Genomic DNA, 15,517 nt, shown 5'->3' with positions numbered 1-15,517 from the left:
ACCCAACAAAATAAACCGAGAGATATCCTCTCGGTTTATTTTCTATATTTTTTTATATAATGTGCCAAAGTAAGTAGCGGATATATATAGGCATAGCTATGATAACGAATATAAAACCCACCTGGCAAACCTGTTCCGGTAGGATATTTTTCATTCACATAAGGATTCGCAAGCAAATATGAAATACCTTTTCGAATAGCTGGTGTTTCTTCATCATGGTAAGAAATGAGAGCATCTAACGCCCAAGCTGTTTGGGATGGTGTACTAAATGGTAAAGTAACGAACCTTTTTTCCACGCTACTGTGGCACGATTCCCCCCACCCACCATCTTCATGCTGTATATGTTCTAACCATAAAGCTGCTCTTTTCATTGATGGATTGCTAGATGGAATTCCGAGTGACCGTAAACCAGTCATAACAGCCCACGTACCATATATATAACAAATCCCCCATTTCCCATACCATGATCCATTTTCCTCTTGCACATTCATTAACCAATTTATCGCACTTTGTTTTTGTTTCTCAGGCAATTCATTTTGCGCGTATGTCCCGAAAAGCTCTAACACTCTTCCTGTAATATCTGGTGTAGAGGGATCTGTAATCATATCGCTTGCATTTTCGATTGGTAAATTTGCTAATAAATTACTCGTCACACCTTTTTCAAACGCTCCCCAACCACCATCATTATTTTGTAATCCTTTAACCCAATTAACCCCTTTCTTCCAAGCATTATCTACATTTTCGTTCCCTCTACTTCTTGCCAACGCTCTTAGCACAGCTGTTGTATCATCGACATCTGGAATTGTCGTATTCACATCCGAAAAACCCCAACCGCCTGGAGTCAGCGCCGGAGCATGTACGCTCCAATCAGCTTTTTTTGTATGCTGTTTTTTTAATACATACGCTGTTGCATGTTGAATCATCTTATTATCTTTCGAAGCGTGGGCCTCTTGTAACGTATAGCTGAGTAAAGCCGTATCCCATACAGTCGAAGGAGAGTTTTGCAAATGATTCCCTCTTTCCATCTTCCATATATAAGATGTTATCCCTGCTATAGCTTTTTGAATCATCGATGATTGAAGAGAATGTCCTAACGCGAGTAAAGCATAAATCATATAAAATGAGGCAGTTGCGTAACTATATAACGTTCCATTTTCATCAATACGCTCTTTCATAAAACGTTCGACTTCCTCATATCCTTTATGGTGTAAAGAAAGTGGATACGATATAATTTGTTTTACATCACTTAATAACGTTTGAAACAACGGAGACCGCTCCTCCCGAAACCATTCCCCGCCCCCGCCTGCGATATGATTTAAATTTGGCAGTAACTTTTTTCCTACTCGAAATCTTTTATTTAAACAAACCATCATCGGAATTAAATGGATACGTGCTGAGCTACTCAATTCAAATATACTGAGGGCTGAATCATTTTGCAGAAACATAATCGGTGTTGGCAAATGAAAAAGCGAAGGGTATTCATATTCTCCATGAATTGCTAATAAAAACTTCGTCATAAAATGAGCACGCGCCACGCCTCCACGTTCCTTAATAAACATTTCGGCTCGCCTCATATTCGCATCTTCTTTTGTATATTTTTTTGAAGCTAGTAAGGCAGTATAAGATTGAATTGTAGCAGATAAATTGCCACCCACTTCGTCTTCATACAATTTCCATGTTCCTTCATTTGTTTGAAGTGATGCTAATCTTTTTACAAACGGTTCTATCTCTTTATCTCTACCTAATAATTTTAATAAAAAAATCATATGGCAATCTGTTAATGGTGCTCCTTCAAAACAAAACTGCCACGTACCATCTTGCCGTTGCATCGTTTGAAGTGCAGTTGTTCTTCTCGCTATTTCTTCATGCACTTTTTCATATAATAACAAGTTACTCACCCACCCTTTCGAAATCCGTATAACGATATTCAAAAAGGTAGCTAAATATGTATGAAAACAAAGAAAAACAGAACATATAAAATGTTCTGCTCATAAGCAATATCCCACTCCGACAATAATCCCTACTAAAGCACCGACTACTACTTCATACGGTGTATGCCCGACAAGTTCATTTAACTTCTTATATTCTGTTTGTCTACCGTGAAAGAACTCATTCAATATTTTCGCTTGTTTACTAACTGCAAGTCTTACTCCTGAAGCATCATACATAACAATTATTGCAAAGATAGCAGCAATAGCAAATAAGGTACTTTCCACACCTTCCACAACGCCAACACCTGTCGCAAGTGCTGTAACAGTTGAAGCATGAGAACTCGGCATCCCACCTGAAGCGAAAAACTTTGCAAAATCAAATTCACCCGTTTTGAATAATTTAAAGACTACTTTCGTTAATTGTGCTAGAAACCATGAAATTACAGCGGCCATAAGCGGATCATTATGTAAAATTGTTTCCACGTTCTCAGCTCCCTACTGACTATAATGGAAATCTATATAGTATCAGTATAAAGAAAAATGCGTAGAAAATACTACGCATTATGATACTTTTGCTGATTTATTTTTTATAAATTTCGGTTGTTTCTGCACTAAAAACTTTGTTTTCGCTATTGAAAACACAAATAATGCAACCCATATACAGAAAAATGCCATCATATGAGTAGATGTGAAATGTTCACCAAATACGAATACACCTAAAATTAAACTAATCGTTGGTGCAATATATTGTAAAAATCCTACCATATAAAGCGGAATAAGTTGTGCTCCTTTTGCAAAATAAAAAAGTGGTAAAGCTGTAACAATGCCTGCTCCTATTAATAGTAACGTCGATGACATGGAAATAGATCCAAATGAACCGAATCCATGCGCTCCTGTCATAACGAGATAGATAATCGCAAACGGCGTCACTAACATTGTTTCCATCGTAAGACCAATTGTCGCATCATAGTTTAACAATTTTTTTGTTAATCCGTATAATCCAAATGAAAAGGCAAGTGATAAAGAAACCCACGGAATAGATCCGAAACGGACTGTTAAAATGATAACCCCTATTCCAGCTAAACCAACTGCAACATATTGCCAAAAGTTTAACTTTTCCTTTAAAACGACTGTACCAAGTAAAATACTAATAAGCGGATTAATATAATATCCAAGACTTGCTTCAATGACATGATTATGATTAACGGCCCATATGTAGACAAACCAGTTTCCGCTAATCAAGACTGAAGCTATTGTTAATGACATTAATAATTTAGGTCGTTTAAAAAGATTCACGAACTCCCCAATAAACTGACGAAACCTTTTCGTAACACCTAACACAAGTAACATAAAAACGAACGCCCAAACGATGCGGTGTGCTAATATTTCATCTGCTGGAACTTCCTCAACCCATTTCCAATAGATTGGTAGGATTCCCCACATCGTATAAGCACCAGCCGCATATATAATCCCTTTTTTTTGCTGTGCTGATTGACTCCCCATCTTCCCTTTTCTCCTCTTCTCATTTTTCTCCATTATACGGTCCCGCATGCTCACTTTACCAATAATCAATCTGCAATTCTTTCGACATTTCTCATACAGCAAAAAGTAAACATACTGTTATAACGACAAGTAACGGTATACCGAAAACAAATTTCTTTTTATGTGTTTTATGGTGAAACATATACATACCAATCCAAGCACCAACTGCGCCTCCAGCTACCGCTGATAAAAACAACGTACTTTCTGGCGTTCTCCACTGTTTCTTCTTCGCTTTTCGTTTATCAAGCCCCATAAGGCTAAAAGCTATAACGTTAATAATAATAAAATAAATCCATTTCATCGCTTTCTCTCCCTATGAAAAATTCGCTTAATGGTAACATGAAAAAACGATGGAAACAACTGAAGAACTCTTTTATTAATTAGTTACCTTTATATTTAAATAACCAACTAAAATTGCAGTTAAAGCAATTAAATAGAAAGATATTATGAGCAGAATCTTATATTGCCTTCCCTTCATCCACTACCATATCATCGAAAAAACTTCTCTCAATCTCTTTTTCATCAAAATGCAGAACTACAATTAGTCCTACATATAAAGAAACGAAATTTAGAAACCATTCCCCATTATCATCTTTCTTAGCTAAACATTTAAATATCTCTTGAAATTGCATACGTTCATCTGCAGCAACAACCGGGCGCACACCAAAATATTTCAATACGAAATGTAGGTTCAGCTGCACGGATAATGATAAAATATATTTTAATATCTCCGTATACTCCGCACTATCTTTTTGACTATACAACTTCACAAGCTTTTGATGTAAAGTAGAAATCGATAATTCTTCGTCAGTCACTTTAGTTGCTTCTATCGTTTCAATCATCTTTTTCATATCCATTACATTCACCCCTTCTGCAAAAAAACAAAAGCCAAAGCGTATTTATTTTATAATCAGCAATAATTGAGTATTTCTCATCTCTCGTTCTTCTTCACTAACTAAGTCATACTTTTTTAAAAGATGAAAGATATCATTTAATATTTCCTGTGAATGATTACCTTGCAAAAATCCCTTCAATCCTGTAAAAATCTCTTTAGGCAAAAAACTCTTTTGACTTTCAAGCTTATTCATTACATCTTCCATAGAATGATCGATATTACACGCCATACTAAACTTCCCCCTCTATCCTCTATAAATAATATCCTCCGCTAACGATGTAAACACTTCTCCTACAAGAGACTCTTCATCATATACAGATGAACCGTTATTTTCTTCTCGTTTTGCAAAAGGTATTTGTGCAATCACTTCTGTTTGCAATTGTTCTGCAAGCATTTCGCCGCCACCTTTTCCGAAGAGATAATTTTTCGATCCATCTTGTTCTTCATAATAAGCCATATTTTCTACAATCCCTAAAATCTCGTGTTTCGTATGTTTTGCCATAACACCTACTCTAGATGCTACGAATGAAGCTACGTTGTGTGGTGTTGTAACGATAATTTCTTGCGCCTGCGGGATCATTGCTGCAACATCAATAGCTACATCTCCTGTGCCAGGTGGTAAATCAAGAAGTAAATAATCTAATTCCCCCCAGTGCGTATTCGCAAGGAAATTTTGAATCCATTTATTTAACATCGGTCCGCGCCACATAACTGGGTTATTTCCTTCCGTAAAAAATCCCATCGACATAATTTTAACACCGTGACTAACAACTGGAATTGCTGTTTGATCAATCATCGTCGGTTTTTGATTCGTTTCCATCATAGCTGGAATGCTAAAACCATATATATCTGCATCTAATATCCCCACTTTTTTGCCCATACGAGCTAAAGCAGTGGCAAGGTTAATTGTCACCGTTGATTTTCCAACTCCACCTTTACCGCTCGTTACAGTAATAAATCGTATCCCTGAATCAAGGCGAAGCATGCTCGGCATTCCAGTTTCTGTTCTACTATTTTTCTTTAACTTCTCTGTTAGCGCAGCTCGTTCTTCTTGTGTCATAGAACCAAATGTCAAATCTACTTTAGATGCACCAATTGCCTGAAGAGACTCTTCCACATCTTGTTGAATTTTTGCCTTTAATGGACAACCTTGAATCGTTAGCACTACTTCAAGTTTAACCTCTGTTCCATTCATTTGTATATTTCTAACCATATTTAATTCTACAATACTTTTGTGTAACTCCGGATCCTCTACATGTTTTAATGCGTTCATTATTTGTTCTTGAGTAATCATAGAACTCATCCCTTCTCGTATTCGAATTTATATACAACATCTTCTTGGCGAAAAAGCTTATTATCCCCCACTAACGGGCGGGATTAATGCGACTATATCTCCAGCTTTTATCATCTCTTCATCCGTTACAAACTCTTCATTAACAGCCACCATCACTCTATCAAGCGATTGTAAGCAGCAGCTTGCTTTGAGCCATTCTTTTAATTGCTGAACTGTCATTTCTTGCTTTTCTAAAATTACTAGTCGATCCGATCCGACTTCCTCACGTAAATTTGCGAACAATAAAATTGTAATCATCTTCTCATTCTTCCTTCTTCGGTTTTCCATCCGGATATGCCGTATTTTCAATTTGATCTCCAATCCACATCGTTCCATCTTCCCAAAATTCTTTTTTCCAAATTGGGACGATTCGTTTTATACGTTCAATCGCGTATTCATTCGCTTCATACGCTACTTTACGATGCGGTGATGAAACTGCAATAACGACCGCAATGTCCATGATTTCTAACCGCCCTACTCGGTGCGTAATTGCTACTTTTGCGTCCGGCCATTTTCCATTAATTTCTTCACCAATTTTCGTAAGTTGTTTTACTGCCATCGGTTTATATGCTTCATACTCTAAATGTAATGTTCGTTTTCCTTTTGTTAACTCTCTCACCGTACCAATAAAAGTTGTAATTGTACCTGCTTCTCTTCTTGCGACTTTATTCGTTACTTCTTCAACTACAATCGGTATATCTACAATCTCAAATAGCGCTTGTCCCATTAGAAACACCTCTCACTTTATAAAATGCCCAAGGCCATTCACTACCTTCGTTATCTTCCAGCAAGAGAACATCTACGAACATATCTTTTTTATAACCTCTCGTACCACCTGGAAGTACAATAAATATATTTGTCTCTGCTAGAGAAGAAACCGAGCTAGATTTATCAAACCCTGACGGATAAGCAATTAATTGCCCTTCGTTATATGTCAGTTTTGCTCGCACAAATCTTGTAAATGGATTTGGTTTTAAAAAATCTTCTCCTAATAACGCTTTTTCTCTTTTTACATGTGCTTTTTCACTAAACATATACGTCCGAATACACGGCCTTACAAATAATTCAAATCCTACGTAACAAGCAGATGGATTTCCTGATAAACCAAATAATAACTTGCCATTTAATTGCGCTACAGTCGTAACACTTCCTGGCCGCATTGCAACTTTATTGAAAAGAACCGATGCACCTAACTTTTCGTAAATAGCTGGTAAATAATCGTAATCCCCTACTGATACACCGCCTGTTGTAATGAGCATATCCACTTGGCTTAACGCTTCTTTTACAGCTGTGAAACATGTATGAAAATCATCGCTAAACTTCCCAAAATATTTTACTCTTCCGCCCGCTCTTCGAATTTGAGACAATATCATATACGTATTACTATTTCGGATTTTCCCTGGCTGTAATGAATCATTTACATCCAGTAATTCACTACCAGTCGCTAACAATCCAATTACAGGCTTTCTCGCCACTGGTACCTCACTATATCCGAACGTAGCAAGAAGAGCTGAAATCCCTGGATGAATGTATGATCCTTTTTTTGCAAGAACCGTTCCTTTACGAGCATCTTCACCTTGAAAAGAAATATTGTCGCCCATTTTGAATGATCGCTTCACTTCCATATAATTGTTGCCAGCTTCCTCATATTGACGAGTCAGCTCTAACATAACAACCGCATCACACCCATTCGGAATTTGTGCTCCCGTCATAATTCGAACCGCTTGAAACGGACCTACTTTCTCATCGAATAGCGATCCTGCGCCAATTTCACCAACTACTTTAAATACAATTGGCGTTTCATAACCCGCTAAATTCGTATCTTCTGCTCTAATAGCAAACCCATCATACGGTGAACGATTGAATGAAGGTACATCATGGTCAGCTACTAAATCCTCCGCTAATATACGTCCGTAAGCTAATTCAATAGGTAGTAGTTCCTTTAATCCCTCATTAGTAAATCCCATTACTTTACGAACAGCTTCTTCAACCGTAATTGGCACTCTTCTTTCCATTATTGACAACCCTTTCTATTAACCGAATACGCGATAATATAATTGTTTCGCTTTCGAAATATCATTTGTACCATGAATGAAAACACGACCATCCCGAAAAATAACGACGCGGTAATCATCTAGTTGGCAAGATAGTAAATACAGATTCCGCTCTACTTTCCCTAGTTTGTTTAATACTTTTTCTATATCGTCAAAATCGTACTTTCTATTTTCTACTGGCCTAATTTGCACTGTATTTCTTCCGCATAAAGCAGCTACCTTCGTTTGGTTTTCGTATGATAAATAAGGATAAGTTCGATTCGAACCGCACGAAGGGCAATCGTCTGTTTTGCTTTTCCCTAGTTTTATAAAATGGTTTTGATTACTCCATATATCAAACATGAAAAATGTTTTTCTAATTGCTGAGAAATCTCCTACTAAAATTTTGAATGCTTCCGCCACTTGATATGCTGCGACAACTTGAACAGTCGGGCTAATAATTCCAGCTGTATCACATGTCACACCTGTAACAGGAACGTTCTTCAGCACACAATGTAAACATGGTGTCTCTTGCGGAATAACCGTATAACTCATACCGTACGATCCAACGCAAGAACCATATACCCAAGGAATATTATGTTTTTGTGATAAGTCATTTATTACAAATCGAATATCAAAATTATCTGTTGCATCAATTATTACATCTACATTTTTTAATAGGTCTTCCATATTTTCTGCAACTGCATCCATTACGAAAGCATGTATTTGTACTTCCGAATTAATTTGTTCTAGCCGATTTTTAGCAGCGATTGCTTTCGGTATTTTCTCTCTCACATCTTGTTCAGAGTACAATTGTTGCCTTTGTAAATTACTCCATTCAACGTAGTCACGATCAATAATCGTCAACTTGCCAATACCTGCACGTACGAAACTTTCGGCACTTGCACTTCCTAATGCGCCTGCTCCTACAATTAACACATGTTTATTTCGAATTTTTTCTTGCCCTCTACTCCCAATCGGTTTGAACAACTGTTGTCGTGAATACCGCTCAGCCATTACATACCCTTCCTCTCAAGAACTCTATTTCATATTAGAATGTTGTTTTTGATAACAAGCAAAGTAAGCAAATCCAACAAATCCAGCTCCTCCAATTACATTTCCGATAAAAACAGGAACAAAATTTTTAGCAAGATCCATCCACGTCAGATGACCTGCAAAAATAACTGCCGAGATGACAAACATATTTGCTACTACTTGCTGAAATCCAATCACTACAAATGCCATAATTGGAATCCAGATTCCGATTATTTTCCCGACAAAATCACTCGTTCCATAAGCGAGCCAAAGCGCAAGACAAACGAGCCAATTACAACCAATTGCTAATATTAAAGTTCTCCCAAATGATTCATGTAATTTCCCTTCCGCTATCGCTACCGTTTTATTTAAATAATCTCCCTCTGTTAATCCGCCAAGATGACCGAAACAATACGCAACAAAAATAGCTCCCACGAAATTCATGAAAGTAATCCAAACCCAATTATTTAGTACACTTACCAATGTAATTTTCTTTGCATAAAGCGCCATAGAAAGTGACATCATATTTCCGGTAATTAATTCTCCTCCTGCTAATACGACGAGCATTAATCCAACAGGAAAAACCGCTCCTCCTAAAATATTGACTAAACTACCCCAGCGCTCAGGTAAATTACCTAAAACGCGAATGTTAAGTAAAAAACCGAGCGAAATAAACGCTCCTCCTAAAAAACCGAGAATAAGCATTGCTGGCAACGTCTGACTTACTTTTTGAACACCGGCCTCAATTACAAGCTCAGCAATTTGTTCCGGTTTATGAAATGCCATTACCAATTCCTCCATTTTCTCCAAATAAAAAAGCAGCTTCAAAAAACCTCCTCAAAATAAAGGTTTTTGAATGCTGCTTAATTTCTCTGCACATCTTTTACAGAGATATCAATCATCACTTTTACTATAAAATAGAAAATCTACAAACGTTGCATACTTTCCATTTTGTATATACTTCCTCAAAGCGTCACTCTTATATATCAACCACCAATATGTGACATTTCAATTTTAGGCGATCTTTTTTTACTTGTATGACTTAAGCGTTCATCTGAATAACGATCTTCTCGGTTGTTCCATATATCACGTACGATATATGTTATTTCCTCGTCACTGTATCCAGATCGAAGTAGTTCTCTCAAGTCATTTCCTTTAGAAGCGAACAAACAAGTATATAATTTTCCTTCTGCAGAAATACGTGCTCTCGTACATGATGAACAGAAGGAATCTGTTACTGATGAAATAATACCTATCTCTTCATCACTTCCAATATAACGATAGCGAGTCGCAACTTCACCTGCATAATTTGCTTCTATCCGTTCTAATGGCATAACTTGATGAATGGCATCTACTATCTCTTGTTTCGAGACGACCTCTCTTAATTCCCAACCGTTATAATTCCCAACGTCCATATACTCAATAAAACGAAGAATATGCTTATTTTCCTTAAAGTATTGCGCCATCTGCAAAATATCTTGTTCATTTTTCCCTTTTTGAACGACCATGTTAATTTTAATTTTCATACCAACTTCAGCTGCAGCTTGTATTCCTTCCAGGACCCTTTGCACTTTGCTTCTATTACCATTCAAATAGAAAAACCGATCTTCTTCTAAGGAATCTAAACTAACTGTCACACGTGATAAACCCGCCTTATATAAATCAGGAGCAAACTTTTTCAGTAGTGATCCATTGGTTGTTAAACCGATATCCTCCACACCATCTATTTTATTAAGACGCTCAATAAGCTGCGGAAGACCTCTTCGAAGTAACGGTTCTCCGCCCGTAATTCGTAACTTTCTTACACCTAAAGAAACAAAAATACGTGTTATCCTTTCAATCTCATCAAAAGATAAAATTTTATCATTAGACAAAAACGAATAATCCGGACCAAATATTTCTTCTGGCATACAATAGCGACAGCGAAAATTACAGCGATCAGTAACAGAAATACGTAAATCCTTTAAAGGGCGTTGTAGTTTGTCTAATGTGACAGATTTCATCTTTATTGCCTCGCTTTTACTTATTTTATATTTATAACACGCTCTGGATGCGTATATACATTTAAGGATTGATTCCGAATAAACCCTATCGTAGTAATACCTAATTCTTCTGCTAGCTGCAAAGCCAACTCGGTTGGAGCTGATTTTGACAATATAATTTCACAACCGATCTTTGCAACTTTCAATAATATTTCCGAAGAAATACGACCACTAAAAACAATAATTTTATCTTTTATAGAAATATTATTTTTTAAACAATAACCGTAAATTTTATCTAACGCATTATGTCTACCGATATCCATTCGGCTTAAAATAATACCATTCACATCGCACAAAGATGCATTATGAACGCCGCCTGTATGACGAAATGTCTCCGCAGATTGCTGCATTTCTTTCATTAACCGAAAACAGTCCTCTACATCAACCTTTACATGGATACCATTCATTTTTTTAGCGCTTAGTGCATCATTTGCAAAAACAAACCCTTGTCTACTCATACCACAACAGGAAGTAATATATCGTTTATTTTGCATTTGTTCATAATACGGATTTACTTTTGTCGTTGTTACATGTACAAATCCTTCTTTTTCCTGTACCCATATGTCATCAATATCTTCATACTTCCGAATGATTCCTTCAGATGCCAAGAACCCGATTACCATGTCTTCTATATATTCTGGAGTACTAACCATTGTAACAAACTCCTGTCCGTTCATTTTGATCGTGACTGGAAACTCTGTTACAATGCTGTCCTCTATATGCTTAAACGCCCCTTGTTCATAACGGAAGATTTCTCTTTCTACCTGTATCGGTTTCACGATCAGTATCCTTCTCTCACGTTATATTTTTATCAAAAACAAATACCGAAACTGCAATATCCTCTTCTACTTTCATATCTGAAAATAAATTCACTAATTTCGCTCCAACAAGTTCCTCCAAATGTTCACGGGAATTCGCAGCATACACTTCTTGAATCATTTTCGTTCTAGCCATATGAACCATTTCCGCACCGTCCATCGTACTTGAAATGAATTTTTCAGTAGGTGTTAAGTTTCCATAAAGGGTTGCAATCGCCATATTTTCAGCAAATACAGTATGAATTCTTTCTGGCCCTTTTCCGAAAAGTTCTTTTCGAAGTTTTCGTATCATATCATTAAATTCATGTACTTTTTTTGACATACAATTATACCTCCCAAAAGCCTCATTTTATTTTATTATATATTTTACCAAAATGATCCTTCCGCCCAAACTATTTCGTACAAACATTTGGGCGAAAAGGTTCACTTCATGAAGTTTATTCGTCTTTTAACCCTTTCCCCATACCTTTTAAGAAATGAAGTCCAAACCCGATAGCACGGTTAATGTCTGGGTCTTTCAATACTTTCATAAGATCGAATACCCCTACTTTTTTGTTACTCTCTAGATGTTCATTACCTTCTTCTAATCCTACTAATAAGCTACCTATAAGCTTTTTCGTAAGCCCCGGATCAAGTTCTGTTAAAGCACCCGCAGCACCCATCATATTATTAATTAAATTTGTAACAGGCTCACGAGTCACTTGGCCAAGAACAATCTTTGCGATTGGTTCTTTCGCCTTTAACATAGAATTTGCAGCTTCTAGCATTCCGATGTCATTTAATTCCCCAACAATATTAAACATTTGATTTAAAGCTTCTTCATTATTAGCTAGGAGCTCTTTTAAATCATCTAATTTTTGCTGTTTTATTTCTTCCTCAGTTAATTCTTGTTTTTGAATCATTTTTATAGGTGCAGCCATATTTTTCTCCTCCTACTTATCCGTTAAATGCACATACCCTGGACGTGCCCACTTACGATTTACCTCAATACCAGCTTGAGGATGACGTTTTTTGTTACGCGGGTTCGCTTTTGGCATCGGATTTGCGCCATCAACTTCTAGCACTTCCATACGCACTTTCGTTTGTTTATAAGCAGGTGTGTTGGTACGTACGTCCACAGCAGGACCTGTTAAGAAATTAATTGCTGTTTCATTATCTGTAGAGTTCATCCGTAAATATAACTCATTCGCTTTTACACGGTCTGTTACAAGTGCACGTAATTTTAGTGCTCCAAAAGGAGAGACAAGGCGAACTAATGAACCTGTTTTCACTCCACGTTCTTTTGCAAGTGCTGGAGAAACTTCAACAAACACACCAGGTACTTTCGTTTGAATACCTGTTGATTTATTTGTCATATTCCCTTCATGGAAATGTTCAAGCATACGACCGTTATTAATGTGAAGATCGAACTCCGCTGGGAATTCAGCTGGACGTACCCAGTCAGCAATTGCAAAACGAGCTTTTTTATCTGGGAAGTTAAATCCATCTTGGAACAGAAGTGGTGTATTCGTTCCATCAAAACTTCCCCAATGGAAACTATTCCATCCTTCAAGTACTTCATAATTTGCTTGTGAGAATAGTGGTGATAAACTTGCCATTTCAGCAAAAATTTCACTTGGATGGCTATAATTCCAGTTTGCACCTAATTTATTCGCAATCTCCTGCACAATCCACCAATCTGGCTTCGCATCTCCAAGCGTAGGAAGAACTTGATACAATCTTTGTACACGACGCTCTGTATTTGTGAAAGTACCTTCTTTCTCAAGAGACGGTGCTGCCGGTAATACAACATCTGCATATTGAGCAGTTTTAGATAAGAAAACGTCTTGCACAACGAAGAAATCAAGGCTTGATAACACTTCATGTACGTGGTTCGCATTAGAGTCTACAAGAGCCATATCCTCTCCGACAAGATACATAGCTTTCATTTTCCCTTCATCAATTGCGTGAAGCATTTCAATATTATTAAGACCTGGTTCACTATTAATTTTCACTCCGTAAGCCATTTCAAATTTCGCACGTTCCATATCGTTAGTAACGTGCTGATATCCAGGAAGCCATCCTGGTAAAGTACCCATATCACAAGCACCTTGTACGTTATTATGGCCTCGAAGTGGATATGCACCAGCACCTGGACGACGATAATTACCTGTTGCAAGCAGTAAGTTTGAAATCGCAGCGGAAGTATCCGATCCACCTGTATTTTGCGTTACTCCCATACCCCAAAGGATACATGTACCATCTGCATCACGAATCATTTCAGCCATTTGAATAAGTGCTTCTTTTGAAATACCAGTCATTTCTTCTGCATATTCAAGTGTATATTCTTTCAGACTCTCTTTGAAATCTTCAAAGAAGTTTACATTCTCATCAATAAATCGTTGATCGTGCCAGTCTTGGTCAATCATATATTTCGTAACAGCCATTAACCATACTTGATCTGTTCCTTGTTTTGGACTAATAAAGATGTCTGAACGCTCTGCCATTTCTGTTTTACGAAGATCAGCCACAATTAATTTTTGTCCGTGTAATTTATGCGCACGTTTAATACGTGTAGCTAAAACAGGATGACCTTCTGTCGGATTACAACCTACAATAATAACAAGACCGGATTTTGCGATATCTTTAATCGTTCCAGCATCTCCACCCATACCAATTGTACGGAATAATCCGTCCGTCGCTGGTGATTGACAATAACGTGAGCAGTTATCAATATTATTCGTTTCAAATACTTGTCGAGCTAATTTTTGAATAACATAATTGTCTTCATTCGTAATTTTAGATGAAGAAATAAAACCGATAGCATCTTTACCGTATTCTTCTTTAATAAATCCTAATTTACTTGCAACTACATTTAGTGCTTCTTCCCATGTAGATTCAACAAACGCTCCATTTTTACGAATTAAAGGTTTCGTAATCCGTTCCTTAGAATTTACGAAATCCCAACCGAATTTTCCTTTTACACAAGTAGAAATTGCGTTAACTGGCGCATCAGAAGAAGGCTGTACTTTAAGAATTTTACGCCCTTTCGTCCACACTTCAAATGAACAACCTACACCACAAAATGTACATACTGTTTTCGTTTTCTTCGTACGAGTATCACGCATGGCCGCTTCCACTTCTGATACCGCAAAAATTCCGCTATATCCAGGCTCAACTTCTTTAATTAAATCTACCATCGGTTCAAGAATATCTGGTTTTAATCCCGTCATAAATCCAGCTTCACCGAGCATCGTTTTCTCCATTAAAGCATTACAAGGGCAAATGGTTACACATTGACCACAGCTCACGCATGAAGAATCATTAATATTTACTCCTTCATCCCAAATAACTCGTGGGCGTTCCGCTTCCCAGTCTATTGATAACGTTTCATTTACTTGTAAGTTTTGACATACCTCAACACATTGACCGCATGCAATACATTGATTAGGATCGTAGCGATAAAACGGATGCGTCATATCAACTTCACTTGCATCTACTTTTGGTTCATAAGGATATTTTTGATGTTCAATCTCCATTAATTCTGCTGTATTATGCAGTTTACAGTTCCCATTGTTGTTGTCACATACTGTACAGTATAATAAATGATTTTCTAGTAACCGATCCATTGCCTCTGTTTGTGCTTCTTTGGCATGAGCAGAATTACGTTCAATGTTCATACCTTCTGTCACTACTGCCGAACAAGAGCGCACTAACTTTCCGTCAACCTCTACAATACAAGTGTCACATGTTTGAATAGGATCTACTTCTGGCACGTAACAAATTTGCGGATGTTCAATCCCGTTCTCATTAATAACACCCAATATCGTTGAACCAGGCTCCGCTGTATACTTTTTTCCGTCAATTGTAATATGAACCATGTTGTTATTCATGGTCTTTCCCCCTTTT

Annotated in this window: 17 protein-coding genes; all 17 read right to left on the bottom strand. The window is 37.1% G+C overall.

Going from position 1 to position 15,517, the window contains the following annotated elements; all coding sequences use genetic code 11:
- Positions 1–35 precede the first annotated feature (35 nt).
- Positions 36–1,889 carry a terpene cyclase/mutase family protein gene (locus tag AC3WTA_RS17775; RefSeq protein ID WP_000928142.1) on the bottom strand — a complete coding sequence of 618 codons (1,854 nt, stop codon included), beginning with the start codon at positions 1,887–1,889 and terminating at the stop codon, positions 36–38.
- A gap of 99 nt (positions 1,890–1,988) precedes the next feature.
- Positions 1,989–2,414 carry a divergent PAP2 family protein gene (locus AC3WTA_RS17770; protein WP_000447816.1) on the bottom strand — a complete coding sequence of 142 codons (426 nt, stop codon included), beginning with the start codon at positions 2,412–2,414 and terminating at the stop codon, positions 1,989–1,991.
- A gap of 78 nt (positions 2,415–2,492) precedes the next feature.
- Positions 2,493–3,434, bottom strand: a complete 942-nt coding sequence (gene rarD, locus AC3WTA_RS17765) for an EamA family transporter RarD (protein ID WP_000535553.1) — start codon at positions 3,432–3,434, stop codon at positions 2,493–2,495.
- 91 nt (positions 3,435–3,525) lie between these two features.
- Positions 3,526–3,774: a DUF1294 domain-containing protein gene (locus AC3WTA_RS17760; protein ID WP_000871331.1), complete on the bottom strand. Its 249-nt coding sequence runs from the start codon at positions 3,772–3,774 to the stop codon at positions 3,526–3,528.
- Between the two features lie 157 nt (positions 3,775–3,931).
- Entirely contained in the window at positions 3,932–4,330 is a 399-nt protein-coding gene (locus tag AC3WTA_RS17755; RefSeq protein ID WP_000367292.1) for a nucleoside triphosphate pyrophosphohydrolase family protein, read from the bottom strand.
- Positions 4,331–4,372: 42 nt separating this feature from the next.
- Positions 4,373–4,597 carry a hypothetical protein gene (locus AC3WTA_RS17750; RefSeq protein WP_000752391.1) on the bottom strand — a complete coding sequence of 75 codons (225 nt, stop codon included), beginning with the start codon at positions 4,595–4,597 and terminating at the stop codon, positions 4,373–4,375.
- A gap of 15 nt (positions 4,598–4,612) precedes the next feature.
- A complete protein-coding gene (locus AC3WTA_RS17745; protein ID WP_000632629.1) occupies positions 4,613–5,662 on the bottom strand; it encodes a P-loop NTPase in 1,050 nt (349 codons plus the stop codon).
- 60 nt (positions 5,663–5,722) lie between these two features.
- Positions 5,723–5,959 carry a molybdopterin converting factor subunit 1 gene (moaD, locus tag AC3WTA_RS17740; protein ID WP_000628495.1) on the bottom strand — a complete coding sequence of 79 codons (237 nt, stop codon included), beginning with the start codon at positions 5,957–5,959 and terminating at the stop codon, positions 5,723–5,725.
- A 4-nt stretch (positions 5,960–5,963) separates the two neighbouring features.
- Positions 5,964–6,428, bottom strand: coding sequence for a molybdopterin synthase catalytic subunit MoaE (moaE, locus tag AC3WTA_RS17735; protein WP_000529382.1), 465 nt, complete (start codon positions 6,426–6,428; stop codon positions 5,964–5,966).
- Complete coding sequence (moeA, locus tag AC3WTA_RS17730; RefSeq protein WP_000442218.1) at positions 6,409–7,716, bottom strand: molybdopterin molybdotransferase MoeA; 1,308 nt, start codon at positions 7,714–7,716, stop codon at positions 6,409–6,411. Before moeA ends, moaE begins: the two co-directional genes overlap by 20 nt.
- A gap of 18 nt (positions 7,717–7,734) precedes the next feature.
- The gene (locus AC3WTA_RS17725; protein WP_000840959.1) at positions 7,735–8,751 is read right to left on the bottom strand and encodes a molybdopterin-synthase adenylyltransferase MoeB; all 1,017 of its coding nucleotides are present in this window, start codon (positions 8,749–8,751) and stop codon (positions 7,735–7,737) included.
- 24 nt (positions 8,752–8,775) lie between these two features.
- A complete protein-coding gene (locus AC3WTA_RS17720; protein WP_000864002.1) occupies positions 8,776–9,555 on the bottom strand; it encodes a formate channel in 780 nt (259 codons plus the stop codon).
- Positions 9,556–9,755: 200 nt separating this feature from the next.
- Entirely contained in the window at positions 9,756–10,772 is a 1,017-nt protein-coding gene (moaA, locus tag AC3WTA_RS17715; RefSeq protein ID WP_000844132.1) for a GTP 3',8-cyclase MoaA, read from the bottom strand.
- 20 nt (positions 10,773–10,792) lie between these two features.
- The gene (gene fdhD, locus AC3WTA_RS17710) at positions 10,793–11,590 is read right to left on the bottom strand and encodes a formate dehydrogenase accessory sulfurtransferase FdhD (protein ID WP_000802678.1); all 798 of its coding nucleotides are present in this window, start codon (positions 11,588–11,590) and stop codon (positions 10,793–10,795) included.
- A gap of 16 nt (positions 11,591–11,606) precedes the next feature.
- Entirely contained in the window at positions 11,607–11,951 is a 345-nt protein-coding gene (locus AC3WTA_RS17705) for a Na-translocating system protein MpsC family protein (RefSeq protein WP_000039582.1), read from the bottom strand.
- 115 nt (positions 11,952–12,066) lie between these two features.
- A complete protein-coding gene (locus AC3WTA_RS17700; protein WP_000729895.1) occupies positions 12,067–12,549 on the bottom strand; it encodes a helical membrane plugin domain-containing protein in 483 nt (160 codons plus the stop codon).
- A 12-nt stretch (positions 12,550–12,561) separates the two neighbouring features.
- Positions 12,562–15,501 carry a formate dehydrogenase subunit alpha gene (gene fdhF / locus AC3WTA_RS17695; RefSeq protein ID WP_492332946.1) on the bottom strand — a complete coding sequence of 980 codons (2,940 nt, stop codon included), beginning with the start codon at positions 15,499–15,501 and terminating at the stop codon, positions 12,562–12,564.
- Positions 15,502–15,517 lie beyond the last annotated feature (16 nt).

The sequence above is a fragment of the Bacillus sp. EB106-07-01-XG149 genome, from assembly GCF_058791555.1.
Note: the sequence above shows the minus strand (reverse complement) of the source record. Positions and strands in the feature narration are given on the sequence as shown.

Coding starts and splice junctions, on each gene's coding strand:
- rarD (WP_000535553.1), bottom strand. CDS start 3,434: ATGGGGAGTCAATCAGCACAGCAAAAAAAAGGGATTATATATGCGGCT.
- AC3WTA_RS17760 (WP_000871331.1), bottom strand. CDS start 3,774: ATGAAATGGATTTATTTTATTATTATTAACGTTATAGCTTTTAGCCTT.
- AC3WTA_RS17755 (WP_000367292.1), bottom strand. CDS start 4,330: ATGGATATGAAAAAGATGATTGAAACGATAGAAGCAACTAAAGTGACT.
- AC3WTA_RS17750 (WP_000752391.1), bottom strand. CDS start 4,597: ATGGCGTGTAATATCGATCATTCTATGGAAGATGTAATGAATAAGCTT.
- AC3WTA_RS17745 (WP_000632629.1), bottom strand. CDS start 5,662: ATGATTACTCAAGAACAAATAATGAACGCATTAAAACATGTAGAGGAT.
- moaD (WP_000628495.1), bottom strand. CDS start 5,959: ATGATTACAATTTTATTGTTCGCAAATTTACGTGAGGAAGTCGGATCG.
- moaE (WP_000529382.1), bottom strand. CDS start 6,428: ATGGGACAAGCGCTATTTGAGATTGTAGATATACCGATTGTAGTTGAA.
- moeA (WP_000442218.1), bottom strand. CDS start 7,716: ATGGAAAGAAGAGTGCCAATTACGGTTGAAGAAGCTGTTCGTAAAGTA.
- AC3WTA_RS17725 (WP_000840959.1), bottom strand. CDS start 8,751: ATGGCTGAGCGGTATTCACGACAACAGTTGTTCAAACCGATTGGGAGT.
- AC3WTA_RS17720 (WP_000864002.1), bottom strand. CDS start 9,555: ATGGCATTTCATAAACCGGAACAAATTGCTGAGCTTGTAATTGAGGCC.
- moaA (WP_000844132.1), bottom strand. CDS start 10,772: ATGAAATCTGTCACATTAGACAAACTACAACGCCCTTTAAAGGATTTA.
- AC3WTA_RS17705 (WP_000039582.1), bottom strand. CDS start 11,951: ATGTCAAAAAAAGTACATGAATTTAATGATATGATACGAAAACTTCGA.
- AC3WTA_RS17700 (WP_000729895.1), bottom strand. CDS start 12,549: ATGGCTGCACCTATAAAAATGATTCAAAAACAAGAATTAACTGAGGAA.
- fdhF (WP_492332946.1), bottom strand. CDS start 15,501: ATGAATAACAACATGGTTCATATTACAATTGACGGAAAAAAGTATACA.